General features: G+C 70.3%; 20 protein-coding genes and 1 pseudogene. 15 read left to right on the forward strand and 6 right to left on the reverse strand.

Annotated features, from left to right (window positions below; genetic code table 11):
- Positions 1-41: 41 nt before the first annotated feature.
- Positions 42-791, forward strand: a pseudogene (locus O7610_RS30770) (ketoacyl-synthetase C-terminal extension domain-containing protein); the annotation flags it as partial.
- Here O7610_RS30770 and O7610_RS23810 read toward each other — a convergent pair.
- Positions 780-1,502: a chorismate-binding protein gene (locus O7610_RS23810; protein WP_289211899.1), complete on the reverse strand. Its 723-nt coding sequence runs from the start codon at positions 1,500-1,502 to the stop codon at positions 780-782. The pseudogene O7610_RS30770 and the gene O7610_RS23810 sit on opposite strands and share 12 nt — an antisense overlap.
- A gap of 21 nt (positions 1,503-1,523) precedes the next feature.
- Entirely contained in the window at positions 1,524-2,297 is a 774-nt protein-coding gene (locus tag O7610_RS23815; RefSeq protein ID WP_289211900.1) for a 2,3-dihydro-2,3-dihydroxybenzoate dehydrogenase, read from the reverse strand.
- Positions 2,298-2,739: 442 nt separating this feature from the next.
- On the opposite strand from O7610_RS23815, the gene O7610_RS23820 reads away from it, so the two are divergent.
- Genes O7610_RS23820 through O7610_RS23835 form a run of 4 tightly spaced genes read left to right on the forward strand, consistent with a single transcriptional unit; the run spans position 2,740 to position 6,642 of the window.
- On the forward strand, positions 2,740-3,561 hold the full coding sequence (locus O7610_RS23820; protein ID WP_289211901.1) for a class I SAM-dependent methyltransferase: 822 nt from the start codon (positions 2,740-2,742) through the stop codon (positions 3,559-3,561).
- Between the two features lies 1 nt (position 3,562).
- Positions 3,563-4,774 carry a glycosyltransferase gene (locus O7610_RS23825; RefSeq protein WP_289211902.1) on the forward strand — a complete coding sequence of 404 codons (1,212 nt, stop codon included), beginning with the start codon at positions 3,563-3,565 and terminating at the stop codon, positions 4,772-4,774.
- A gap of 47 nt (positions 4,775-4,821) precedes the next feature.
- Entirely contained in the window at positions 4,822-5,769 is a 948-nt protein-coding gene (locus O7610_RS23830; RefSeq protein ID WP_289211903.1) for an NAD-dependent epimerase/dehydratase family protein, read from the forward strand.
- Between the two features lie 36 nt (positions 5,770-5,805).
- On the forward strand, positions 5,806-6,642 hold the full coding sequence (locus O7610_RS23835; RefSeq protein ID WP_289211904.1) for a TylF/MycF/NovP-related O-methyltransferase: 837 nt from the start codon (positions 5,806-5,808) through the stop codon (positions 6,640-6,642).
- Between the two features lie 85 nt (positions 6,643-6,727).
- On the opposite strand, the gene O7610_RS23840 is transcribed toward O7610_RS23835, so the two are convergent.
- Positions 6,728-7,795 (reverse strand): cytochrome P450, encoded by a 1,068-nt coding sequence (locus O7610_RS23840; RefSeq protein WP_289211905.1) that lies wholly within the window; start codon positions 7,793-7,795, stop codon positions 6,728-6,730.
- A gap of 630 nt (positions 7,796-8,425) precedes the next feature.
- Between O7610_RS23840 and O7610_RS23845 the strand changes: the two genes are divergently transcribed.
- Positions 8,426-8,884 carry a hypothetical protein gene (locus O7610_RS23845; protein WP_289211906.1) on the forward strand — a complete coding sequence of 153 codons (459 nt, stop codon included), beginning with the start codon at positions 8,426-8,428 and terminating at the stop codon, positions 8,882-8,884.
- Positions 8,885-8,918: 34 nt separating this feature from the next.
- On the opposite strand, the gene O7610_RS23850 is transcribed toward O7610_RS23845, so the two are convergent.
- From O7610_RS23850 to O7610_RS23860, 3 genes are all read right to left on the reverse strand, one after another.
- Positions 8,919-10,070, reverse strand: coding sequence for a hypothetical protein (locus O7610_RS23850; protein WP_289211907.1), 1,152 nt, complete (start codon positions 10,068-10,070; stop codon positions 8,919-8,921).
- Positions 10,067-11,305, reverse strand: a complete 1,239-nt coding sequence (locus O7610_RS23855; RefSeq protein WP_289211908.1) for a coproporphyrinogen-III oxidase family protein — start codon at positions 11,303-11,305, stop codon at positions 10,067-10,069. The genes O7610_RS23850 and O7610_RS23855 overlap by 4 nt, the downstream gene beginning before the upstream one ends.
- Positions 11,306-11,457: 152 nt before the next feature.
- Positions 11,458-11,607: a thiocillin/thiostrepton family thiazolyl peptide gene (locus O7610_RS23860; RefSeq protein WP_089009173.1), complete on the reverse strand. Its 150-nt coding sequence runs from the start codon at positions 11,605-11,607 to the stop codon at positions 11,458-11,460.
- A gap of 450 nt (positions 11,608-12,057) precedes the next feature.
- Between O7610_RS23860 and nocL the strand changes: the two genes are divergently transcribed.
- The 9 genes from nocL to O7610_RS23905 are packed head-to-tail and all read left to right on the forward strand — an operon-like array spanning position 12,058 to position 24,214.
- Positions 12,058-13,191, forward strand: a complete 1,134-nt coding sequence (gene nocL / locus O7610_RS23865) for a 3-methyl-2-indolic acid synthase (RefSeq protein ID WP_289211909.1) — start codon at positions 12,058-12,060, stop codon at positions 13,189-13,191.
- A gap of 23 nt (positions 13,192-13,214) precedes the next feature.
- The gene (locus O7610_RS23870) at positions 13,215-13,907 is read left to right on the forward strand and encodes an alpha/beta fold hydrolase (RefSeq protein ID WP_289211910.1); all 693 of its coding nucleotides are present in this window, start codon (positions 13,215-13,217) and stop codon (positions 13,905-13,907) included.
- The gene (locus O7610_RS23875) at positions 13,897-14,091 is read left to right on the forward strand and encodes a hypothetical protein (protein ID WP_289211911.1); all 195 of its coding nucleotides are present in this window, start codon (positions 13,897-13,899) and stop codon (positions 14,089-14,091) included. Before O7610_RS23870 ends, O7610_RS23875 begins: the two co-directional genes overlap by 11 nt.
- Positions 14,061-15,344, forward strand: coding sequence for an AMP-binding protein (locus O7610_RS23880; RefSeq protein ID WP_289211912.1), 1,284 nt, complete (start codon positions 14,061-14,063; stop codon positions 15,342-15,344). Before O7610_RS23875 ends, O7610_RS23880 begins: the two co-directional genes overlap by 31 nt.
- A complete protein-coding gene (locus tag O7610_RS23885) occupies positions 15,341-17,236 on the forward strand; it encodes a hypothetical protein (protein ID WP_289211913.1) in 1,896 nt (631 codons plus the stop codon). Before O7610_RS23880 ends, O7610_RS23885 begins: the two co-directional genes overlap by 4 nt.
- Complete coding sequence (locus tag O7610_RS23890; RefSeq protein WP_289211914.1) at positions 17,233-19,131, forward strand: TOMM precursor leader peptide-binding protein; 1,899 nt, start codon at positions 17,233-17,235, stop codon at positions 19,129-19,131. Before O7610_RS23885 ends, O7610_RS23890 begins: the two co-directional genes overlap by 4 nt.
- Positions 19,109-20,605: a nitroreductase family protein gene (locus tag O7610_RS23895; RefSeq protein ID WP_289211915.1), complete on the forward strand. Its 1,497-nt coding sequence runs from the start codon at positions 19,109-19,111 to the stop codon at positions 20,603-20,605. The genes O7610_RS23890 and O7610_RS23895 overlap by 23 nt, the downstream gene beginning before the upstream one ends.
- Positions 20,602-23,214 (forward strand): lantibiotic dehydratase, encoded by a 2,613-nt coding sequence (locus tag O7610_RS23900; protein WP_289211916.1) that lies wholly within the window; start codon positions 20,602-20,604, stop codon positions 23,212-23,214. The genes O7610_RS23895 and O7610_RS23900 overlap by 4 nt, the downstream gene beginning before the upstream one ends.
- The gene (locus O7610_RS23905) at positions 23,204-24,214 is read left to right on the forward strand and encodes a lantibiotic dehydratase C-terminal domain-containing protein (RefSeq protein WP_289211917.1); all 1,011 of its coding nucleotides are present in this window, start codon (positions 23,204-23,206) and stop codon (positions 24,212-24,214) included. Before O7610_RS23900 ends, O7610_RS23905 begins: the two co-directional genes overlap by 11 nt.
- Positions 24,215-24,221 lie beyond the last annotated feature (7 nt).

Below are 24,221 nucleotides of genomic sequence, written 5' to 3' on the forward strand. Positions count from 1 at the left end.
CTGCGGCTGGCCGAGGCGGACGGCGACGACATCTACTGCTCCTGCTCGGCGGAGCGACCAACAACGACGGCGACGACGCGGATCCGGCGGTACCCGCCGTCTCCGGTCAGGAGGCGGTGCTGCGTCGGGCGTACCGGCGGGCCGGGGTGTCGCCGGCCGACGTGCAGTACGTCGAGCTGCACGGCACCGGCACCCGGCGGGGCGACCGGGTGGAGGCGACCGCCCTCGGCGCGGTGGTCGGCCGGGGCCGGCTCGCTGACCAGCCCGCGCGGGTCGGCTCGGTGAAGGCCAACATCGGGCATCTCGAAGGTGCGGCCGGCCTCGCCGGGCTGGTCAAGACCGCGCTCTGCATCCGCTACCGTGGCCTGCCCGCCCATCCAGGCTTCACCGGCTCCGGCTCCGGGTCGGCGACGGGCACGAGCGCGGGCCGGGCCGATGACGGCGACGACTCGGGGGCCGGCCGGCTGCCGCTGGCCGACCTCGGTCTGCGGGTGCAGCCGGAGTACGGGCCGTGGCCGGTGCCGGAGCGACTGCCGGTGGCCGGCGTCAGCTCCTTCGGTATCGGCGGCACCAACTGCCACCTGGTCCTGGCCGGGGTGTCGCTGCCGGCCGCGCCGCTGCCCCGGCCGACCGTCGGGCCGCCGGTGGTCTGCCCGCTCAGCGCCCGGTCCGACGCGGCACTGCGGGCGCAGGCCGACCGGCTGCACCGCTACCTGCTCGGCCACCCGGAGGTGGATCCACGCGACGTCGCGTACTCGCTGGAGACCACCCGTACGGTGCTACCGGTCCGGGCCGCGGTGGTCGCCGCCGACCGTGGTGAGCTGCTCGCCGGGTTGGTCGCGGTCGCGGCCCGCAGTCCGGCAGCCGGCACCGTGGTTCCCGGCACCGCACCCACCGGCGGGTACGCCGAACCGGTCCGGCTCGCCCATCGCCACGTCTCCGGTGACCCGATCGACTCGCCCGAGGCTCCGGCCGTTGGTCAGGGCCGGCGGATCCGGCTGCCGAGCTACCCGTACCAGCGGGACCGCCACTGGCTGCCGGCAACGAAGCCGCCAGCGGGCAACCGTACGGAACCTGGCCGTGGACTCGGCCAGCTCGGCTGCGGGATCGCTGCCGGCGACGATGCCGGCACCCGCGTACAGGCGGGCTGTGTGGTCCCGGGTGACGGCGCAGCGCAGGGCGACGACCCACTCGCCGTCGCCGGCGGCGTTCTCCCAACCCATCACACCAGTGTAGAAGCCACGGTCGAAGGTCTCGTACTCCGCGATGGCGGCGCGGGCGTCCCTGGTCGGGGTGCCACACATCGCCGGTGTCGGGTGCAACGCCGCGCCGAGCGTCAGCGAACTGATCGCCTGGTCGGGAACCCGGCCAGTGACCAGAGTGGACAAATGCCACATGCCGGATCCGGGCTGCGAGGCGGAGTAGAACGGCATGTCCGGGCGGTACCCGGCGAGCAGAGCGAGGGCGTCGGCGCACGCCGCGTCGGACCGTGCGGTGGTCATCGGCGAGTAGCCTCCCGGATCTCAGGCGCGCAGGGTTGCGCCGCCGTCGACGTACAGGTCGTGCATCGTGATGTGCCGAGCCTGATCGGAGGCGAGGAAGACGACCGCGTTGGCGATGTCGGCGGGTTCGACGAGACGGCCCAGCGGAATGCCGGTCCGGTAGGTCGCCAGGGAGCCCGCGATCACCCCGGTGGCGTCGTCCGGGCCTGTCCACAGCGCACGTTGCATCGCCGTGTCGGTGGAGCCCGGCGCGACCACGTTGCACCGCAAACCACGGTCGGCGAGTTCGAGGCCGAGGCACTTGGTCAGCAACGTCGTGGCGGCCTTGGCCGCAGCGTAGGCGGCCATCCCGAGGCGGGGTATCCCGGCCGCGTTCGAACTGACGGTGACGATGCTGCCCCGGCCGCGGTCGGCCATCCGCCGCCCGGCGCAGCGCAGCACGTGGAAGACCCCGGTGGTGTTGACGTCGAATGTGGCCCGCCAGTCGGTGTCGGTGGTCTCCAGGAGGTAGGCGGGCCGCAGGATCCCGGCGACCGGGACACAGATGTCCACCGGACCGAGGTCCGCCTCGGCGGCCGTGAAGACACGTTCTACGGCGGCGCAGTCGGTGACGTCGAGCCGGTACGCGCGTGAGCCGTCCAGCGTCACAGCAAGTCGGTGCGCCGCTTCACCGTCCGAATCGGTCAGCGCAACGATCGCGCCCCGCGAGGCCAGGGCAGTGGCCACGGCTGCGCCGATGCCCTGCGCCGCTCCGGTGACCAGAGCGGTCCGGCCGGCGATGCCGTCGGGTGTCATGCGTACGGTGCTCCTCACCTGATGACGGGAACCTCGTCGAGCCGTGTCGATCTTATTCGTCCGTCAACAAGATCCACCTACCTGGTGGTCTCGACGCGCCACCAGTCCTGCACATCGGTCGACCTGTCGGGCCGGAACTCCAGGGAGGTCCCGGTGCGAGTCCCGGGGCCCGTCCGATCTCGCCAGGGCGAGGTCGCAGAGAGCCGGACGGCGACCGGGTCGGATCCGCCGCGTGACGCAGTCTCGCTCAAGGAACGCTGGAACTGTGCTTGAATACGAGCAAGGAAATAGATGCTTGTTGACATAGAACTGAGAGTAAATCTAGGCTCGCTCACACACCAGACTGTTCCACTGCCTTTCCGTCGACCGCATCGGGGGGGTGAACGACGTCCGGTGGACTGCCGGAATCCGTCGTGAGAGGAGCCGAGTGGCTGAGATGAGGATGGCCGACTATCTCGACTTTGTTGGCGACCCCGGTCGGGATGACGTGGAGGGATGGCTGTATCCCACGGATGCCCATCTGATGAGCGTCGTCAACGACCTGCAAGTCGACCGCGGGTTCCGTGGCGACGTTCTGGAAATCGGTGCCTACAAAGGAAAGAGCGCGATCCTCCTGGGGTTCTTCCCCGAGGCTGGCGAATCGCTTACAGTCTGCGACATCTTCGACTCCGGAGCCCCGGTGAGTGACGGGAACGCGCGGGAAAACACGGCGTTCTATCCCGGTCTGCTCCAGACAGACTTCGAGAAGAACTACCTGCGGTTCCACGATCGTCTGCCGCGCGTGCACGTTGGGCCGTCCGAAGAGCTCGGCGAGATCGTAGCGCCGGGTTCGTGCCGGCTCGTGCACATCGACGGCGGGCACACCTACGAGGTCGCCCGCGCCGACATGGAGACTGCCCGCCGGGCCCTCGGTCCCGCCGGAATCGTCGTGGTCGACGACTGGTCGAGCGCCCACATCCCAGGCGTGGCAATGGCCTTGTGGGAGCGGTATCTGACCGGTGAGTTGATTCCGTTGGCCTTCACCAAGGGCAAGTTCTACGCCACCTGGGATCCGGCTGGTCTGACCGCCGGGGAGGTGGCGGATGCGGTGGCCACCCGCCCGGGCATCGAGGCCAGCGGCACCGTCCGACTCGGCCGGTACGCCGCTGCCGGCGTCACCATGACACCGGGCGACTGGCAGCGGTACAACGCCGGTCTACGGGCGGTCTACTCCAAGCTCTACGCCGACGGCGGAGCGTCCGCACCCCAGAGGGTGGGGTTCTGAAATGCGCGTGGCCGTCACCACCCACCCGAATCCCAGCCACCTGGTCGGTGCCCTGTCGGTGGCCCGCGTCGCCCGGCGCGCCGGTTACGAGGTGGCCGTCGTGTCGGGCCCCGGGGTCAGCGATCTGATCGAGGCGGCGGGGTTCCACACGCTGACCGTGCCGAGCATGCGGACGATAGACGAACTGCTCAGCGCCCGGGCCGCCGTCGTTGCCGGTGTACAGGCCCCGACACCGGCGGTCCCGCGTCCGGCCGGGGCCGGGATGCCGCTGGCACCCGCCCATCCCTTCGTCACCCCGTACACCGGTCGGCAGGCGACCGAGATCATCGAACTGCTCGGGCAGTGGCGACCCACCTGCGTCCTACGGGAGTGCACCGAACTGGGCGGCTACCTGGCGGCCGAATCCCTGGCATTGCCATATGCCACAGTGGATATAGCGCCGCTTTCGCCGTGCGCCCGGCCCGGCGCCCTCGATGAGCTCAATCGGCTGCGCGCCGAGGTCGATCTGCCGGCGACCGAGGATCCCTGGCACCCGGTACGACCGTTCCGGGTGGGACTGGTCCCGGCCGCCTTCTACCCGGCCGAGTTGCGCTGGCCCGGCGCCTCCTACTACCGCCCGTCCGTGGCGGACGAGCAGGAGGAACAGGTTGCCGCCGTCGACGTCTGCCTGCCCGACGGCGAGGGGCCCGTCGTATTGATGAGCCTGGGGATGAACGCGCCACGCTTCGACCCGCGGGCCGTCGACCTCATCAACGCCGCCGTCGAGGCGCTGGGGCAGCTCCCGGTGCGAGCCGTGGTGGCGATCGGATCGGATCAGGATCCAGCCGGGTGGGACGGAGCACGGGCTGCCAACGTACGGCTGGAGTCGTTCGTCCCGCAGCGCCAACTCCTGCCTCTGTGTGATCTCTTCATCACCCATGGAGGGTTCAATGGTGTCCGGGAGGCCATCGACTCCGGCGTACCGATGGTGACCCTGCCGTTGTTCGGCGACCACCCGGCCAGTGCAGCGCGCCTGGCTCAGCTCGGGCTGGCCCTGGAGGTGGACGCCGACACCGTCACCACGGCGGCGCTACGCGCGGCCGTGGCCACCGTCCTGAGCGACCCCGGCTACCGGACCCGCACCACAGACCTGCGTCGGTGGATGCGGGCCCTGCCGCCGCTGGACCGTCTGGCCGGCGACCTGCTTTCGCATGTCGCGGCTGCGGCCCGGTGACCGGACCCGATCGGCCGTGAGCATCAGTCGGACTCGAAAGGACCGCCATGAAGGTCGGAGTGACCGGAGCCTGTGGGTTCATCGGCACCTACGTCTGCGAGGAGCTGGCACAGCGGGGCCATGAACCCGTGGCCTTCGACCGCCACCGCCGAGTGACGGCTCCGCCCTGGGAGGTGATGCTCGGCGACGTCCGGGACGCAACCGCGATGCTCGAACTGGCGGCCCACTGCGACGCCGTCATCCACCTGGCCGCCGTTCTCGGCACACAGGAGACGATCGGCAACCCGCGCCCCGCGGCTGAGATCAACATATTCGGGGGACTGAACTTTCTCGAGGCGATCACCCAGTACGACCTGCCCGGCATCTACATCTGTGTGGGCAACCACACCATGAACAACTCGTATTCGATCACCAAGACGACCATTGAACGGTTCGTCCGGATGTACGGCGTGGAACGCGCTACCCGGGTCAGCAGCGTACGGGTAGTCAACGCATACGGGCCGCGTCAGCTCACGGCCGCGCCGTTCGGGTCGAGCAAGGTCCGGAAGATCACCCCGGCCGTCGTGTGCCGGGCACTGTCCGGCATGCCTGTCGAGTTGTACGGCGGTGGGCACCAGGTGTCGGACATGGTGTGGGTCGGCGACGTCGCCCGTGCCCTGGTCTCCGCTCTGGAGACGGTGGCGGCCGGACATGTCGTCGACGTGGTCGAAGTGGGTCCGGTCCGGTCGGCCACCATCCGCCAGTTGGCCGAGATCGCGATCGGCCTGGCCGCCGACCGCGGCTTCAGCCGGGTTCCCATCGTCGACCTGCCGATGCGACCGGGCGAGGACCCGCAGGTGCCGGTCAGAGCGGACGCACAGACGCTGCGCAGCATCGGCATCGATCCCGGCTCCCTGCGGGAGTTGTCCGACGGCCTGGCCGAGACGGTCGACTGGTTCATCAAGACCGAGGGCGAGCACTGGACCGCACCGAACGGTCTCCGCCGCGCCGGCTGACCCGGCACACCCACGTCGCCGAGGAAGGAACCATCCGTGACAGACCTCCCGCCAACGGGGGCGCACCACGACGGCCCGGTCCAGCTCTACCTGGATCTACTCAAGCGTTGCGTGACGAACGTGATCTACCAGGACCCGCCGATCTCTCCACCGTGGGTGCCGCAGACACCGTTCGATCTCGAGGCCCGTGTCGACGGGCTCGACTGCCCGAGCCAGGCGCACACGATGGTCGGCTTCGCCCGGCTCGACAATCTGCGCGAGCTCACCGAGCGGGTGCTGCGCGATGGCGTACCCGGGGATTTCCTCGAAGCCGGAGTCGGCCGCGGCGGTGCCATGATCTTCCTGCGCGGTGTGCTCAAGGCGTACGGCGTCGCGGACCGCCGGGTGTGGCTGGCCGACTCCTTCCAGGGCTTCCCGGAACCTCCCGCCGAAGCCCGGTACCAGCTGCGCGACGTGTACCCCGAGCTGGCCGGCGAGGCCGACGAGGGACGCCGGCAGGCCGCCGAGGCGATGAAGGCGCTGTTCCTCCGAGGCGGTTCAGCCGACGACGTACGGGAGAACTTCCGCCGGTACGACCTGCTCGACGAGCAGGTCCGACTGCTACCTGGATGGCTCGCCGACACGCTGCCGACCGCAGCGGTGCAACGACTGGCGATCCTGCGGGTCGACAACGACCTGTACGACTCCACGTACCTGACCCTGGAACACCTGTATCCCCGGGTCTCGCCCGGCGGGTACGTCGTCGTGGACGACTACCACTTCCTGGACGAGTGCCGGCAGGCCGTGCACGACTATCTCAAGGCCACCGGCGAGCCGGAGCCGGAACTGATCACCATCGACCGGTGCGGCGTGTACTGGCGTAGGGAGTCCTGAGCGGCTCTCCGACGCCGTGGGCCCCGGCCCCGGCGTCGCCCCAGGGGGGCGGGGCCGGAGCCGGGGCCCACGGCATCCGTCCAGTTCAGTCGTGAGGCCGTAGCCGCACCTCGAGTCGGGCGGGCCTGCGGTTGAACCGATTGCTGGCGATGGCCACGTCCGCCACCGGAGTGACCAGCGCGAGTGCGGGAAACCGGCCGAATAGCCGGCCGATGGACTCCTGCAGCTCGACCCGGGCCAGCGGCGCGCCCAGGCAGAAGTGGGCACCGGCGCCGAACACGAGGTGGCTGCCGACCGACCCACGGCAGAGGTCGAACGACTCGGGGGCCGTCAGCCGCAGCTCGTCGCGGCCTGCCGAGTCGATCGACACCAGCACCGCCGCGCCCGCCGGGACCACGACGCCGGCGACGGTGACGTCGCAGGTGGCGTACATCATGCCGGCAAAGCCGGTACTGGCTTGGGCGTACCGGAGAATCTCCTCGACGGCATCGTCGAGCGCCACCTCACCCGACCGCAACCGGGCCAGCTCGGCGGGGTGCTGGAACAGCGCCAGCAGCCCGTTGCCGAGCTGGGTCGCCACGGTCTCGTAACCGGCGACCGCCAGCAGAAGCACCGTGGAGACCAGCTCGTCGTCGGTGAGTTCACCCGGCTGTCGGATCAACTGGGACAGTGGACCGTCGCCGGGCCGGGCCCGGCGGACGCCGAGCAGCTCGACGGCGGCGCGGTGCAGGCGGGACATCACAGCACCGAAGGCCGCCATCGACGCACCGCTGTCCAGCAGAGACGCCGCCCACTCCTCGAAGGCGGGACGGATGTCGTCGGGCACCTCGAACAGCGCGTACAACACCCGCAGCGGCAGGCGGAAGGCGAAGCGCTCCATCAGGTCCACCGGCGGCGGGGTCCTGGCCAGCTCGTCGAGCAGTTCCTCGACGAGCTGTGCGACCTGGGGTCGCATGGCTTCGGCCTGCCGGACGTTGAACACCTGGTTGACGTGCCGGCGCCAGCGGGCGTGGTCCGCCGGATCGGCGATCGACAGCCCGAAGTCGAAGGCGGGTGCGGCGGGCCGGGCACGGCCTTCGGGGGACCCACCAGCCTGGCCGTCGACGGCCCGGGCACGCACCGGCCGCCGGCTGAACCGTTCGTCGGTCAGCACCTGCCGAACATGCTGGTAGCTGCTGACCAGGTATGCGGGTGTGCCGGTGGGAAGTCGGACCTGAGCGACTGGGGCTTCGCGGCGCAGCCGACCCAGAGCCGGCGGGAGGCGGAACGGGCATTCGGGTGGGAACGGATACGTCGGCGCAGGCTCGGCCGATGAACCTGAACCGGCGTGTCCCGGAGCGCCGCCGTCCGCTGAGGTGCCTTCCGTTTCGGTGCTCATTTCAAACTCCGCTGACAGGAGGATTGGTCCGCTGGTCATGAATCCCTGTAACGGACGAGAGTACGGGCCGCCCGCCAGTGAATCACAACATAACCCGGCCATCCCTGATCCGCAAGACATCACGGCGATGGTCGATGGCTAAGGTGCCTGCTCGTGTACCCGATAGTTCCCCCCTCACCTGCGGATTCTTGACATTGGCAGGGTGGTGTGGGCCGCCTGGACGGTCTCCTGGTCGGGTCCAAATGAACGCGACTATAGCGAAATATGACCGAGATCTTAGGTGATTTCCAGGGCGATCCGACGTGTGGTCGTGACGGGGGGATTTCCGATCGCCTCACGGCATTGTCTGTTCGCCCTCCTGTCTTCTAGGATCATTGGTGACTGTATTTTGTCGAGGAGGACGCCGTGGCGGCGAAGGGTCTTTACTGCTCCATCATCCTGTGGGATCTCTCCCAATCGGAACAGACGGTCACGTCACTGCGGAAACACCTTCGCGACTACGCTGTCGATGCCTATTCACGGATCCCCGGGCTACGCCAGAAGGTCTGGATCTCCTCGACCGGCCCGGAGGGTGAGCTCTGGGGCGCGGTCTACCTGTGGGACAACGAGGAGTCCGCGTACGGCAGACCGCCGGCCGTGTCCCGGGTAGGGGAGCTGATCGGCTACCGGCCGACCAGGAGGGAGTACTTCTCGGTCGAAGCAGCGGTCGAGGGCGTCAGCGCGGTCGGCGAGCTGATGGCCGGCCTCGGACTGGCGTACCAAGGTCCTGCGGCAGTGCCGCTCGGCCGGCCCAGGGAGTACGCCCCCGGTGCCGACGCGCCGGTCATTCCGATGGCGGAGATTGAGCCGGACACCCGCTCCTGACGGTCGAGTCCGTCCCGCTGCCCGAGCCGCGGCCTCACCGGCCGGTGGACGTCGGATAGGTCGCCGGGGACGCTGACGACAGACTTTCCAGGACCGACAGTGCATCGGTGCCACTCAGCGTCTCGCAGCTGCGGCTGACCAGGTAACACAGGAGGTACCGCTCCGCCATGGTCAGGCCGGCCGTGTGCAGTCCGAGATAGAGCAGGCTGGTACACAGGCGAACCGCTAGGAACGCCGGGTCGCTCTGGACGTACCGTTGGAGTGCCTCGGAGGCTGCCGCCCTGCGGTGAAACCCGCTCCGTGCCAGGTCGTTGTCGTGCGTACGGGGATCGACCGGTGCGGCCACCCGCACCACGCCCGACCGGAAGGCCGCCTCGAACTCCTGCCTCGCCGCCCGGGCGGTCCGGTACCACAACCCCGCCGGACCATCGGTCAGCAGCCCGGCGTCAGCAGCCCGGAGGACGCCCTTGACCGTCGTGTCCACGACGGATCGCGCACGCTGGTAGCGCTCGTCCATCGACGCCCGTGCGGCGGTCGGATCACGGCAGGTGCTGAGGAACGCCTCGGCGTGGGACCGGAAGCTGACGAAGCCTACCGGCACACCGTTGAGTGGCAGCTCCGAGGCGCCGGGCGCGGCCGATGGTCCCTGCGCCGCCAGCTGCGCGGCCATGACGGACAGGGCTTCCTTGACGAGAGCTTGCCGCTGCCGACGGCCGGCTGCGGCCAGCTGGATCAGGACCGGTCCGACCTGTCGCAGGAAGGTGCGGGTGAGGGCGGGCAGGGCCGGTCCGTCGAAGACCGGGCCGGCAAGCGGGACCAGGCTGGCGGGGCGTACCACCGCGGTGTCGGGGGTCGCGACGAGCCGGTGGTCCGTGCGATCGCGCGCCGTCGGGTACGCCGGGTCGACGGTCGCGTCGGCGGCGGCCGGCGACACGTGCTGGAAGCTGCCGCGCACCGCCCGGTAGACCTCCGCCAGGTCATCGCCGGAAGCCGCCCGTGCCTGCAGATACAGCGCGGGCGACCCGTGTGCGGTGACGTCACGGATGAGTACGGGGTCGGCGATCGGTACCGCGCCGTCCGAGGCCGCACGCAGTAGCGGCTCACCCATCTCGACGACGGTCGCGCACCAGTGGTCCGCCGCGACGACGAGCTCCAGCTCCCACCATCGGCAATCGGCGTCGGTCACGCCAACTCCGGCTGGGACATCGCCATCTCGAAGGCGAGCTCGATGAGCGTCACTCCCACGTTGCGTACCGGCAACCGGATGCCACGTTCGTCGCAGATGAGACCCCGTCCCCGCAGGAAGTCGGTCAGCGGCGCGATGGCTGGACGAGTGAGTACCTCGTCGAGGTCCGTGCCGGTGGAGACGAGCCATTCGTCGCGCAGGATGCCGTCGAACATCGCCAGGCCGGCCTGAAGGAACGAGATCAGGACCCGGTCCTGGCTGGCCGGGACCGCGATGTCGAAGCTGGTGGGGGCGTCGACGTAGCTGTGCAGCAGGCCCTTGCGATGCGCCAGGAACCGCTGATCCACCAGGGATATCGCCCCGGAGCCGAAGCCGACCGTATCGGCCCGCAGCTGGAAGTACATCGCCGCGAACGGCGACACCTTCCCGAAGTAGCCGGACGCGTATTCGCTCAGCCCGGCGGCGGTGATGAGCCGGCGGGCCTGGGTGAACAGGTGCTTCTGGTCGCGGAGGTAGCCGCGCTTCTCCTCGGGGTCCATCCGACGTCGCATGAACGTGCCAGGTGTGGGGCGGAACGAGTAGAGGGACAGATGGTTGATCGGCAGTTGCAGCGCCTTGTCGACCGTGTACCGCAGCTCGTCGAGTCGCTGATCCGGAAACCCGGACATGATGTCGATCGACACGTCGTCGAACCCCACCTCGCGGGCGGCGTGGGTGAGCCGGATGGCCTGGTCGGCGCTGTGCCGGCGGCCCAGCCGCCGCAGTCGATCGTCGTCGAACGACTGCACACCGCTGGACACCCGGTTGAAGCCGAGTTTCCGGAAGAAGGCCAGCCTCTCCGCGTCGACGGTGTCGGGACTGCACTCGATCGTGGCCTCGGCGACGGTGCTGAGATCGAACGCGTTCCGTAGGGCTGTCATGACGCGGGTGGCCTCGTCGTTGTCGAGGCTGCTGGCGGTGCCGCCACCCCAGTAGATCACGTACGACAGGGCGTCGGTCTCGGCCAGCTCGGCACCGCGCTCGCCGATCTCCCGGCAGAGCGCGTCGATGTACCTCTCACGGACGGAGTCGCCGGGCTTGCGGAGGAGGTCCTTGTTGGGGATCGCCTGCACCCAGTCGCAGAACGTGCAGCGTGAGTGACAGAACGGTACGTGCACATACAGCAGCAGGACGCGCCTGTCCGCAGTGCTGCTGGGAAGGCCGAGCTGGTTGTCGGCGGCGGTGGCGGTCCTCATCAGCCGGTCCTTTCAAGCGTCTGCGGGTTGGCCGCCGTCCGAGCGTGTCCCGTGGCGGTGGGGCCGTCGACCACGGGACACGCTCAGCCGTGCGAGCGTTCTCTACGCCGAATCTCCGGCCGCTGCCGGCCGACCCAGGCGGTCGAGGGTGATCAGGAGGAGCAGCTGCAGCTGCACTCGCAGGTGGTGCAGGACGCCGACATGACCTTCGCGACGACCTCGCTGTCCTCGAGCCGGCTCTCGTCCAGGAACTCCGAGATCTCCAGGTCGTCGATGTCGAGCGTCGAGAGTTCGTTCTCCATTTCGCCACCTCTTTCTCTGAAAGTGGTTCCGGATGTGGCCCCGAGGCTGAAGTTATGGATCGACGGGCGGCCCTGTCAAGGTTTGCCAAACAATTCTTGGCAAAGTAGATCCTGCCTACAAAGATGCTAAAACCCCGTTATGATCCGGCTCTACAGGCACCATCGGCGACGTCAAGTACGGCCATGGTCCTGGTCTGTCCTCGCAGCTGGAGCCCTTCGGGTCTGGGTAATCGACGAGCTTTTACCGGCGTTTATGCGCATTGTCAAGCGTGGTTGCGTCTCATGGCTCTGCGGAGGTAGCCTCGCTGAGGCCACCCAGTGGGATGCGTAAATTCTCGTACGTCGTTTGTCAACGGGAAATTGCGCCGCCACCGACTGTCGGAAGGGGAAGTCGTGAGGGATCAGAGCGGCACAGCCACATCGGACTACGTAAAACCGGACTTCGGTGCTGTGCAGAAGGAGGCCGAGACGATCGACGCGAGGGCCGCGCTGGCGCTGCCCGTCGGTCAGGTGCCCACCGCCGGCCGGCCCGCCGTCGCACTGGCCCTGTGGCAGGACCGGACGATCTCCACAGAAGAACTCCTCGCCGCAGCCGAGGCCCGGTGCGCGGCCCGCGAGCCGCGGCTGCACACGTTCGTACCGCTCTACACCACCAACCACTGCGACTCCGAATGCAAGATGTGCTCGATGCGTAAGGGCAACACCCGGATGGAACGCAAGTTCTCTGGCCGTAACGAGATCCTCGAACAGCTCGACATCCTCTACACCCATGAAGGCGTTCGTGGCGTGGGCCTGCTGACCGGCGAGTACCAGGACAAGTACACGCGGCTCAGCACGGCGTTCCGCATTGGCTGGGCCATGCGGGCGGCACTGGACATGGGCTTCGAGCGTATCTACTTCAACATCGGCAGCATGGAGCCGGACGAGATCGACGTCCTCGGCGAATGGATCCGTCCCTCCGAACCCGTCACCATGTGCGTCTTCCAGGAATCCTACGACCGGGAGACGTACAAGCGGTTCATGGGCCGGACGCCGCAGGAGGTGCCGAAGGCCGACTTCGATCGCCGAGTCGTCTCCTTCGACCGCTGGCTCGACGCCGGTTTCCGGTACGTCAACCCAGGCGTACTGGTGGGCCTGCACGACGATCTGGCCGCCGAACTCGTCGACCTCGTCGCGCACGGTGCCCACCTGCACGACCGCGGCGCGGTGGTCGATCTGTCGCTACCGCGGATGCGCCCCGCCAACGCCTCCCGCGACACCACCCGGGTAAACGACGACGACTACCTGCGGATGCTCGCGGTCGTCGCGTTCACGTGCCCGGAGCAGCGGCTCGTACTCACCACCCGGGAGCCGCAGGAGTTCCAGGACAAGGCCGTCGGCCTGGCCGGCGTCTTCAGCCCCGGTAGCCCGGACGTGGCACCGTACCGTGCGGGCACCCAGGCGCAGAACGACGCAAACACCTCGCAGTTCCTCGTCGCCGACCTTCGCCGCCCTCGGCACATCCTCAGCCGGTTGCAGGCCAATGGCATGCAGGTCGAGCACTTCGTCGACCCAGCTGGCGTGCCGACCGTCGCGATCGGTTGAACCGGCGGGCCGACCAGCCGCCCGTGTACCTGCTGCATGGGCTGCTGGGCACCGGGTACGGACACTTCAGCGGGCAGATCCGGGCATGGGAGGGGCGGTACCGGGTGGTACCTGTCGACCTTCCCGGGCATGGCCGGTGCCGCCTTGACGCTGGCCCCGACTACCTCGACACCGCGTTGAACTACGTCACGACGATCATCGAGCGGTTCGGTGGCCCCGGACGGCTGGTCGCCGCGTCGTACCTCGGCGGACCGCTGGCCGTGCGGTGCGCTGCCGGTCGTCCGGACCTGGTCGACTCGCTGGTGCTCACCGGCTTCGCGCCCGGCCTGCGGCGGGACGTCTTCGTCACCCTGCTCGCGGGATTCGGCACGTTGGTGGAGGCGGACCTCGCCCTGATCGCCGAGTACGACCGCCTGCACGGCACCCGGTGGCGGGCGACGCTGGCCGCCTTCACCGAACACATCGAGCGGGCGTACGAGGACACCGCGCTGGTCCGTCCGGAGGCCTTGGCCGCGCTGGACACCGACACGCTGCTGATCAACGGGACGCTCAAGTCGGTGGAGCTGGCGGCCGCTCGCGACGCGGATCGGTACGGACCACGGGTGCACGGACATGTCGTCGACGGCGCGGGACACATCGCCAGCCACGACGCGCCGGACGAGTTCAACAGCGCCGTCGAGGCGTTCTGGCGGAAGGAGCACGGCAGTGAGCGATGACGTGCGAGCCCAGCTCTGCGATCTGGTGCAGGAGGAGGACCCCCGACGCACCCTCGATTCGCTGGAGTCGGTGGTCATCCGGACGTACCTGACGAATCAGGGCTACGGTACGCCCTCCGAGGACGGGCCGCTGACCATCGAGGGGTGGGTGGCATGGGTCAAGCAGCATTCCACCGTTTCCTGACCGCACCGTCCGCCACCACCGGGGTGTACTGGGGCGGCGAACACGCAAGCTGGCGGGATCTCGCGGCCCACCGGGTCGCCGGGATCCGGCCGGGCGGGGCCTACCTGGTCGATCCGTCCGTGGGCCTGGCATCCATGGCGGCGCTGCTCGCGGTGGCGTCGATCCCGGACACCACCCTGCTGTGGGCGACCCCCGGCACCGTCGGCGGTACGCGCCGGCAGCTCGCGCCCGGTCTGCACGAGATCGATCCGCCCGTGCCCGGTCCCACCGGCCGCCCGCACTGGGGCGTGGCCACCTCCGGTAGCTCCGGGGCCGCGAGGATCGCGATCGGTCACGCCGACGCCTGGGAACTCGTCGCACTGCACTACGAGCGGGCGATGCTCCAGCCAGCGTTCGACGGGCGCACCCCGGCGGTTCTCGCCACCTGCCTGCCGCTGCAGTTCTCGGCGGCGTTCTTCATGGTCGTCCTGCCCGGCCTGTTCCTGCAGCGGGACATGGTCGTCTTCCCGACACACCACTGGGCGCCGGTGTCGGAGTCGTCGCGCGAAACCTTCGTGCTGAGCGTGCCGGCGGTGACCGCTGCGGCCTGTGTCGGCACGGCAGCACCCGTCGACATGCGGCATGTCCGCCTCTTTCTCGGCGGTGGCCATGTCACCAAGACCCGGGTCGACCTGATCCGGGACCGGTTCCGGGGGGTCTCGCTGGCCAACCTGTACGGGACGGCCGAGACCGGGGCCGTCACCGTGGACCACGATCCCGGCCACAACCAGCACGTCGGTCAGCCCATTCTCGGTAAGACCGTGTGGATCGACGAGCCGGACGAGCGGGGGGTGGGCAGGGTCGCGGTGGCCGGACCGGACTGCTGCCGCTATCTCTGGCGCCCCGGGACACCGCCGCACGCCATGGGCGACCATGTCGAGGGCATGGACTACGGCCGGTTCGACGCCGCCGGGAACCTGTGCCTGGAGGGCCGGGTCGACGCTGGCGAGAAGCTGCACGGGGTGCTCATCTACCCCCGGGCGATCGAACGGCACCTGTTGCGACTGGCCGGTGTGTCGGACGTGCGGGTACTGGTCGAGCGACGCGATTCCGGCCTGGAGCGGCTCGTCGCCCGGATCGTCGGCGACGTCGACCCGGCCGCTGTCCGGGCGCACTGCCTGGAACTCGACGAGCTGGAACGGCCGGTCGGCATCGAGGTCTTCGCCGAGCAGGCGGCCGGTACCGCCTACAACGCTCACGGGAAGTTGCGATGACGGCATCCGACTCGCGGCGGTTCCGCGTCCGGCCGGACGCGTTCTTCGTGCGACGCCCTGACGGAGTACGGCTCAGTAACAACTCCGGTTCGTTCACCATCCGCGGATCTGGCGCGTACCGGCTCGTCGCCGCCGTCTTCGGCAACCTCGACGGCGAACGCACGCTGGACGATTTGGTGTGTGGGCTGCCCGACGCGGCCCGCCGTTCTGTGCTGGAGCTGGTCGCGACCCTGGATGCGAACGGCTTCCTCGCCGACGTCCGGCATCCGGCGGAGCCGGTGGCGGACCAGCTCCGCCGGCTCTACCCGGCCCAGCTGGACTTCCTCGACCTGCACGCGGAGGACCGGCCGGTGGCGCGGTTCCACCGCGCCCGGTCGGCACCACTGCTCGTGGCCGGTAGCGGCGTTGCGCTCACCGCGCTGCTCGGCGCGCTGACCGACTTCGGGCTGGCCCGACTGCACGTCGTGGCGGGCAAGTCGGACGACGAGCGGGTCGCGCAGGTCCTCACTGCGGCCGAACGACGGGACGACCAGGTGCGGTACGACGTCCACCAGGTCGACCAGGTCCAGCCGTTGGAGCTGGTCGACCGGGCGGAGCAGTTGAACGCGCCGATGGTGCTGCTGGCCGACGAGGCGGACGACGATCCGGTGGCGGTCGCCCACCTCGCCGACGTCCAGGCCCGGCTGCGAGACCAGGGCCGGCTCCTGTCGGTTCTCGGCCGATGCGGCGACTTCACGGTGGCCCTGCCCGGCGGCTCCCGCAGTTGCTGGGCTTGCGTGCACCGCTGGACGGCGGCTCGGGCGGTGGCGACCACCGGTCAGCCACTGCCGATGGCAGCGGCGCCCGCCGCGATCGCCGCACTGCACCTGGCGCAGCACGCCTTCACCGTCCTCGCCGGAGTGCCGCAGCCCGTGTTCGAGCGGATCACGACCGTCGAACCGATCGCCCCGGTGGTGCGGTCCCACCAGCCGCGCCGACACCCGCGCTGCGCGTCGCACGGGCCGGACCCGGCGGCACGGCGCACCGCGTACGGCATCCGACCGGAGCCCACCGCAGACGAGCAGGATCTGGTCCGTCCCGATGTTCCGACCCCTGAGGACACTGCCGACGTCCTCGCCGTCGCGGACCGGATCGTCGCTGCCTGCGCCGGGTGGACCGACCCCGTCGTCGGGCCGGTGCTGGCCCTCGGTGAGGAGAACATCGACCAGGTTCCGCTGGCGGGCAGCGTGTGCCGGGTCGTCCGGTTCGACAGCAGTGTCTTGGTGCCCCGCGTCGTCCGGATCGTCTGCCGCGCGGTGTCCCCCAGGGAGGCCCGCAACCAGGTCGTCCTGGCAGCGTGGGAACAGCTGGCCCGAGAGTTGGTCGGCCCCGCCGGGCTGCCCGCCGAGGGCTGGTACGTCGGTGCGGGCTGGTCCCGGGCGGAGGCCCTCTACCGGGCCCGGCTCGCCGTCGCGGAAGCCGCCCCGGCGGAGGTGGTGCCGGCCCGCGCCTTCCCCACCGTGGACGAGGTCACAGGACCGGTGGGTACGTTCCTCGCCGGCGAAGTCGCCACCCGTGGCTCCTGGCGGACGACCGCCGTGACCGACGACGTGACGGGTTTCGTCCGGGTCGTGCTCGATACCGGGACGGGGACCGTCACCGGCCAGGGTCTCAGTGCCGGTCATGCCCGGGACAACGCGCTGCTGCGGGCGGTGGCGGACGGCCTGGTGTCCCCTGCTGACGAGGGGGTGGTCCGGGCCGCCCATCTCGCCCCGCCGGTGCGTACCTGGCCGGAGGCCCTGGCCTGGCTCGACCGGCGGACCCGGTGGGCGGACGGCCTCGACCTCGGTCATCTGCTGGGCTTTCTCGACGGACAGGCTTTCGTGGTGGCCGTTGCGGGGGTGCCGGCATGACGACGACGGTGGTGGCACCGGTGGAGGTGGTCGGCGTCGGTTTCCTGGCCCGCCACCTCGCGGCGCGGCTGACCTGGCCAGCCGGCCAGGGCACAGGGATCCGGCTCCTGGTCGCCGAGCTCAGCGATGTGGACAGCCATCACGACACGATGGTGGAATGCGTCGGGCTCGGCCAGTCTCTGCTGTTCGTAGGCACGTGGCGCGCCCTGGTGTACGTGGGGCCGATGTGGATTCCCAGCCGATCCGGCTGCCCCCGCTGCCTGGTGATCCGGGTGGCGAACTCTCCGTTCGGCCCGGACCTGGACGGCGAGAAGATGCCGGAGTCGTCGGGCCGGGACACCCGGACCTGGTCGTTGCGTCCGGCCGCGCTGGGAATGGTCGAACGCTACGCCCAGGCTGCCCTGGGCGGCGCACTGCTGGCCCCGGGGCGGGTGCTCGTGCTGGACACCGAAGCCGGGACGGCCGAGCCTCAGGTCCTGCTGCCCGATTCGACCTGCGCCGGCTGCGGCCGGCCGGCGTCGTCGACGCTGCCGTCGTTCACCCCGACCGGCACCGCACTGCCGAAGTTGGCGCCGGAGACCCTGCGTACCCGGCAACTGGACGTCGCCACCCTCGGCACGGACTACCTGTTTCAGGGCCTGGGGTTGTTCAAGGAGCTCCGGCAGGACCTGCAGAGCCCGTACGGGGCCTGCTCCGTCGAGTTGACCACCCGCTGGGGACGGCGGGAGCCGGCCATCGGCCGGGCCCGCAGCTACGCGGACAGCCGCACGATCGCCGTGCTGGAGGGTCTGGAGCGTTACGCCGGCCTGCATCGGGGCGGTCGGCGGGCACCGGTGCGCGCGGCCTACGCCGATGTCGCGGACCGGGCCCTCCACCCACCCCGGCTCGGCGTGCACCCCGCGAGTTCGTACGCCCGGGAGGGCTTCCGGTACCGGGCCTTCGATCCGGACATCGTCGTCGACTGGGTGTGGGCGTACTCGTTCCGGACGGGAGGCCCGGTCCTGGTGCCCGAACGGTCCGCCTTCTGGGGGCCGCGGCACGACCAGGAGGTGTCGTTCTGTTACGACACCTCCAACGGATGCGCTCTTGGCAACTCTGTCGAGGAAGCAGTCCTGCACGGCCTGCGAGAGGTAGCCGAACGCGACTCGTTCCTGCTCACCTGGTACCGACGCCTGGCCCTGCCGGAAGTGGAGCTGCCCACCGACGGTGAACTGGGCGCGCTGCTGCGCAAGGCGAAACTGTTCACCGGCTTCGACGTACGCTGCTTCCAGTCTACGATGGAGTACCGACTGCCGACGTTCTGGCTGGTGGCGTGCCGATCGCAGCCAGGCGACGGGCCGGCTCTTCTTGCCGGCTCCGGGGCCCACCCGGATCCACGGCAGGCTGTCGCCGGCGGACTCCACGAACTCATCGGCAGCATCCTGGCCACCCGGCACAGCTATCCGCGTCGGCGGCCGGAGGCGTTACGGATGTTGGCCGATCCGACGCTGGTCCGGCGGATGGAGGACCACTCCCTGGTGGGAGCCCTGCCCGAGGCACGCGACCGTTACTCGTTCCTGCTCGACACCGCCCAGCCGACCGTTGCGCTGGACGAGGTCGCGGCCACCGTCGCGGTGCACGACCCGGACATTCGGGGCGATCTGCATCAGGCTGTCGGTGACCTGCTGGCCGTCGGACTGGACGTGCTGGTCGTCAACCAGACGATGCCCGAGCTGGCCCGCAACGGGCTGCACTGCACCCGGGTGATCGTGCCCGGCCTGGTGCCGATGACCTTCGGCCATCTGAACCGGCGTACCGAAGGGCTGCCGCGCCTCACCGACGGCTCGGACCTGCCCTACCGCAGTCAACTGGCCGGCGGAGAGGAGGTGGGGGATGTACCGCACCCCTTCCCCTGACCGGATCACCGAGCACCTGCGGCGGCTACGTGAGGATCCGCAGTCGGTCAACGCACCCGAGTGGCGGGTGGACTACCCGGACGGGCCGTGGCCGGTGAAAGTGTACCAGGGCGGAAGCCGGGTGCCGCCGGACGGGCCACTGGCCCGGGTGTTAAGTGGATCGGTCGCGGTCACCGCGGTACGGGGTCCGCGGGCCACTCTGCGTCGCGCCGTGCCGTCCGGCGGTGCGATGCACCCCACCGAGGTGTACGTCCTGTGCACCCGCACCGATCGGCTCTGGTACGTCGACCCGTACCGCATGGAACTGCTCGCGCTGCCGGCGGACCGACCGAGCCGTCTGCTGCGTGCGGGTCTGCGGCTCCCGCCCGAGGCCGCCCTGCCGCCCGTCATGCTGATCCTGACCAGCCGCTTCTGGAAGAACTTCTACAAGTACGGAAACTTCTCCTTCAGACTCGGCTCCGTCGACGTCGGCGTCGTGCTCGGTCGGCTGCTCCGGCTGGCCGAGACCGAGTTCGGGGCGGCCCTCGTCCGTACCGACTTCGTCGATGCCATGGTCAACGCCGCCGTCGGCCTGGACGGCCGGACCGAGAGCACGTACGCCGTCGTCGGTTGCGGCCCTGCGGAGGCGGCCGGCGGGGCAGGACGGGCCGGTCCGGCTCCGGGCGAGGCACCCCGCCTGTGGGAACGGTCCCGGCGCGTCAAACGGTCCCCGCTGTTCGACCTCGTCCAGGTGAGCGCCCAAGCGCTGCCGCCGGACCCGGTGCCGGTCCGTGTCTGGTCGGAGGTGCCGGTCCGCGCCGGGTCGGAGGTGCCGGTCCGCGCCGGGTCGGAGGTGCCGGTCCGCGCCGGGTCGGTGGCGCTGCCTGCGGCAACGCCGGTGGACCTCGACGACCCCCGGGTCCTCGTGCGTCGCCGCTCCGGCGGCCGCGCGTTCACCGGCCGGCCCGCCGATCCGGCGCAGCTGTCCACCGTGCTGCGCTGCGCCGAGGCCGCCGGCGTGCTGCTGCGCGGCCGCGCGGACCCGGCTGTGCCGGACGTCCGACTGTTCGTGGCGGCACACCGGGTGCGGGGCGTGCCGACCGGCTGGTACGCATACCGTCCGGATGTGCTCACCCCGGCCGGTCGGTGCCCCGACCCCGAAATCGGTCCCCGCCTGCAGTCCGCCCTGTTCGGCAGCAGCGTGAACGCCGAACTGGCGGCCTTCACCGTGCATGTCGTCGCCTCCCCCCGCCAGGGGTGCCGGTCGGCCCGGCACTACCGCACCCAGCAGCTGGCGGTGGGCGTGGCGTTGGAAGCCACCGTCCTGGCCGCGACGGCCGTGAACCTGGGCAACCATCCGTTTCTCGGGTTCGACGCCGGTGCGGTGGACGCGGCGTACGGCCTGGACGGGCAGGACGGCGGCACGCAAGCACAGATCTGTGTCGGAGCCGTACATGCCGGTGACGAGTGGGAGGTGGCGGTGAGGCCCCGATGACCGGTGATTTCAGCCCGTACATGCTGTTCCGGCGGGGCACGTTGGGACTGCCCGCGCTGCGCGGTCTGGTGCCCGAGCGGTTCTGGGCGCTGCTGGACGAAGCGGAGGAGGCGGCCCGACGGCGGGTGCCGCTGCGCGAGAAGCTCGCCGACGCGTTGTACGCCGCAGTCCCGCTCGGTGCGGCCGAGCACCGGCGGGAACTGCTCGCGATCCGGCGGGCGGTGCACAACGACCGAATGCCACCCCCGCCGTCCCGCCCGGACCTGCTCGCCGACCCGGTCGGGGGCCTGCTCGACGAGTGGCGCGTCGAACGCGGCATCGCCGACGGGCTGGCGGTCCGGGCCGAGGAGGCGCTGGCAGCGGAGCTGACCGCAGGACGGCAGGCGTTGGCCGAGGTCGCCCGGGGTGAGGACTTCCAGCGCGGGGTGCAACTGTCCGGCGAGGACGTCCACCGAGAGGTGATGGCCTACGCCGCGAACCCGTTGGAAGCCAGGCGCAAGGCCAGCCGGACGCGCCGAGCCGAGAGCACGGTGACCAGCTTCGCCTACCGGGTGGCACTGAAACCCTCGCCGTTCGGCGCGTTCACCGAAATCGGCGCCGGTTCGTGGGAGCCGATGCCCGCGGCGGCGGTTCGGCGTACCCAGGTCCGGCTCAGTGTCGGGCTGGTCATGTGGATGCTGCACCAGTTGCACCGGATCGACGGGGCGGACGATCTGCTGCGGGTCCGGTTGAACAACTCGCTGCGGGTCCAGGACGGCCGTGCTGTCTTCGTCCGCCGACCCATCGAGGGCTCTGAGGACGGGTTCGAGCCGGACAAGGTGGTCGTCGCCCGACACACCGACCTGGTGCGGGCACTGACGACGATCCTCGGAACGGGCGATCTGAGCGTCACCGAGCTGTGCGGCCGATTGGTCGCCGTGGGACTGCCGGCAGCGTCCGCCCGGGACACCGTGGAGAAGCTGATCCGGTTGGGGCTGTGCCACCGCGGGCTCGGGCTGCCGGACCAGACCACCGACCTGGCGGGGGAGGCCGCCGTCCGGCTGCGCCGCCTCGGCACCCCGCAGGCGGTGACGTGCGCCGAGATCTTCGAACGTCTGCGAGGGATCGAACGGACGTACGGCGCGACGGGGGCCCGACATCGGACTGAGCTGCTCGCCCAGCTCAGGGCGCTGGTGCGGCGGTTCGCCGAGGTGTGCGGCGGCCCACCTCCGGCACCGGAGGCGATGCGGGCGGCGCTATACGAGGACGTCGGCACCACCAATCGGCCCAGGTCCTGGCGGCCGCAGGTGCTCGCCGCCAACCGGGCCAACCTGGACCTGCTGCAGCGGCTGGTCCCCGTTCTGGACGACGCCACGATCGAGAAGCTGGGCCTGTACGGGTTCTTCGTCCAGCGGTTCGGTGCCACCGCGCAGGTGCCTCTCGTCGAGGTGTACCGGCAGTTCTCCGAGCTGCCGCCGGCAGCGGCCAGCGCGGTGATGTGCGGTGTGGACGATCCCACCAGTGCCACGGTGCTCGGGCTGCGGGAGGACTTCTTCCGCCTGCTGCGGTCCCGGCTGGCCGCCGACCCGACGGCCGAGCGGTTGATCCTGGACCCGGCTGACCTCGCGGCGTTCGTGGACCGGCTGCCGCCCTGGGTGGCACCGTGGCGTTCGGCGGCGTACCGGGTGCAGTTCGACGCCGGGAGCGGCACCGCCGTTGTCAATGGCATGACCACCGGGCGAGGGGTGTTCTTCTCCCGTTTCTGTGAGCTGATGGAGCCCGAGGACCCCGACGGCTGGAGCCTGGCGGCGGTGTTGCGCCGGCACGTCGCCCGCAGCGCTCCCCGGCAGACCGACCTCACGGTGGTGCTGGGCCTGAACTTCAACCTGCATCCCCGGCTGAGTCCGGTGGAGCTGGTGTACCCGGGTTCGGTGGCGGTACCCGGCGGTGCCGCGACGCTGACCCTGGCTGACCTCAGCGTGCGTGCTGACCGGCAGGGGCACCGACTGGTGCTGGTGTCCGACCGTGACGGGCAGCCGATCGACCTGGTGCCGTTGAACTTCCTCTACCCGGCGGCGGCACCCATGCTGTACCGGTTCCTTTGCGTCTTCGCGCCGACGCGGACGTACCGGGGCGGGCTGTGGGACCAGCTGGAGCGTGCCGACGGGCCGTACGTGGGCCCGCGGCCCCGGCTGCTCCTCGGTGATCTCGTGCTGGACCGCCGGTCGTGGCGGTTCGACGTTGACGACCTGCCGGCCCTGGCGCAGCTCGAACGGTACGAGGTCGGCGGGTTGGCGGATTTCGACTCCTGGCGTCGATCCGTTGGCCTGCCGCGACAGATGTTCTTCCGGCTGGTGCCACCGCGGGTGGTGCCGCACGGTGAGCGGGACCTGCTCGCCGAGACGCGGCAGTGGGCGCTGGCGGCCCGCAGCGCCCGCCTCCACAAACCGCACTACCTCGATACGCGCAATCCCTTCCTGGTCCACGTCTTCGCGAAGCAGGCGAGGGCGCTTCGCGGGGGATCCGTGGTGCTCCACGAGTGCCTGCCCCAGACAGCGGACCAGGACGGGGCGACCGGGGCCGAGGAGTTCTTCGTGGAGTTCAACCGGAGGGTGACCGATGTCGGGTGACGTCTGGCGCAGTCTGCACGTGCACCGGCTCGGCGGGCAGGACGCGCTCCTGACCGACGGGCTGGGTCCGGCGCTGACCGCCCTGCGGGCGCAGGGCCGCGTCCGCAGGGCGTTCTTCCTGCGGTACTGGGAGGGCGGGCACCACGTCCGGGTACGCGTCCGGTGCGCCCCGGCGGTCGCCGACTCCGTCGTGGCGGACCTGGCCGGGGCGCTGACCCGGTACCTGCGCACCCACCCGGAGGACCGTTCGTTCGACCTCGACGAGTTCGCGCGGATCGCACAGCCCACGATGGCCGCGCTGGAGGGGGTTCCAACGGGAAGCACGTATCCGCCGGGCACCGTCCGCGAGGCACCGTACGTCCCCGAGTACGACAAGTACGGTGGACCTGCGGGGGTGGCCGTCGCCGAGGAGTTCTTCGACCGCAGCGCCAGCCTGGCGCTGAGCGTACTGCCGCAGGTGGTCGAACGGCCCGGACGTCGGCTTGGTCTGGGCTTCACGATGATGCTGCGGGGTCTCGATGCGGCGGGGTTGTCGCCGGCGGAAGCCGCGACGTTCCTGCGCCACTACTGCCTCATATGGTCGCCCTACGTCTTCGACGAGTTCCTCGATACCTGGCCGCAGCTCCTGGCGCAACGGCGGGACCCGGTGGCCGCCCTGACCGGGCGGCTGCTCGCCGCACGACCGCTGACCGACGGCTACAGCACTGCGGTACGGGCCGCCGTCGCCGCGGTGGCGGTTGATGCGACGGTGCTGCCGGCGGTGACGTTGGCCGGCCCGGACGCCGACCCGGCACGCCGCCGCCGGGTGCTGGTGGTCAGTTTCCTGCATACCCACAACAACCGGCTCGGTCTGACCCCGGAACAGGAGGCGTTCCTGGGCTACCTGGGGCACCACGTGCTCGCCGAGTGGGCCGGCACCGCCCCGGACCAGGAGCTGCTGCAGCAGACCCGCGCCGAACGGGCACAGCGGCTCAGTGCCCTGAGTCATCCCGTTTCCTGACCCCACG

It is taken from the genome of Solwaraspora sp. WMMA2065, from assembly GCF_030345075.1.
Classification (GTDB): Bacteria; Actinomycetota; Actinomycetes; order Mycobacteriales; family Micromonosporaceae; genus Micromonospora_E.

Excerpts from the sequence above, each read along its gene's own strand:
- O7610_RS23810 (WP_289211899.1), bottom strand. The coding sequence starts at position 1,502 with ATGACCACCGCACGGTCCGACGCGGCGTGCGCCGACGCCCTCGCTCTG.
- O7610_RS23815 (WP_289211900.1), bottom strand. The coding sequence starts at position 2,297 with ATGACACCCGACGGCATCGCCGGCCGGACCGCTCTGGTCACCGGAGCG.
- O7610_RS23820 (WP_289211901.1), top strand. The coding sequence starts at position 2,740 with ATGGCCGACTATCTCGACTTTGTTGGCGACCCCGGTCGGGATGACGTG.
- O7610_RS23825 (WP_289211902.1), top strand. The coding sequence starts at position 3,563 with ATGCGCGTGGCCGTCACCACCCACCCGAATCCCAGCCACCTGGTCGGT.
- O7610_RS23830 (WP_289211903.1), top strand. The coding sequence starts at position 4,822 with ATGAAGGTCGGAGTGACCGGAGCCTGTGGGTTCATCGGCACCTACGTC.
- O7610_RS23855 (WP_289211908.1), bottom strand. The coding sequence starts at position 11,305 with ATGAGGACCGCCACCGCCGCCGACAACCAGCTCGGCCTTCCCAGCAGC.
- O7610_RS23860 (WP_089009173.1), bottom strand. The coding sequence starts at position 11,607 with ATGGAGAACGAACTCTCGACGCTCGACATCGACGACCTGGAGATCTCG.
- O7610_RS23880 (WP_289211912.1), top strand. The coding sequence starts at position 14,061 with ATGGGTCAAGCAGCATTCCACCGTTTCCTGACCGCACCGTCCGCCACC.
- O7610_RS23885 (WP_289211913.1), top strand. The coding sequence starts at position 15,341 with ATGACGGCATCCGACTCGCGGCGGTTCCGCGTCCGGCCGGACGCGTTC.
- O7610_RS23890 (WP_289211914.1), top strand. The coding sequence starts at position 17,233 with ATGACGACGACGGTGGTGGCACCGGTGGAGGTGGTCGGCGTCGGTTTC.
- O7610_RS23895 (WP_289211915.1), top strand. The coding sequence starts at position 19,109 with ATGTACCGCACCCCTTCCCCTGACCGGATCACCGAGCACCTGCGGCGG.
- O7610_RS23900 (WP_289211916.1), top strand. The coding sequence starts at position 20,602 with ATGACCGGTGATTTCAGCCCGTACATGCTGTTCCGGCGGGGCACGTTG.
- O7610_RS23905 (WP_289211917.1), top strand. The coding sequence starts at position 23,204 with ATGTCGGGTGACGTCTGGCGCAGTCTGCACGTGCACCGGCTCGGCGGG.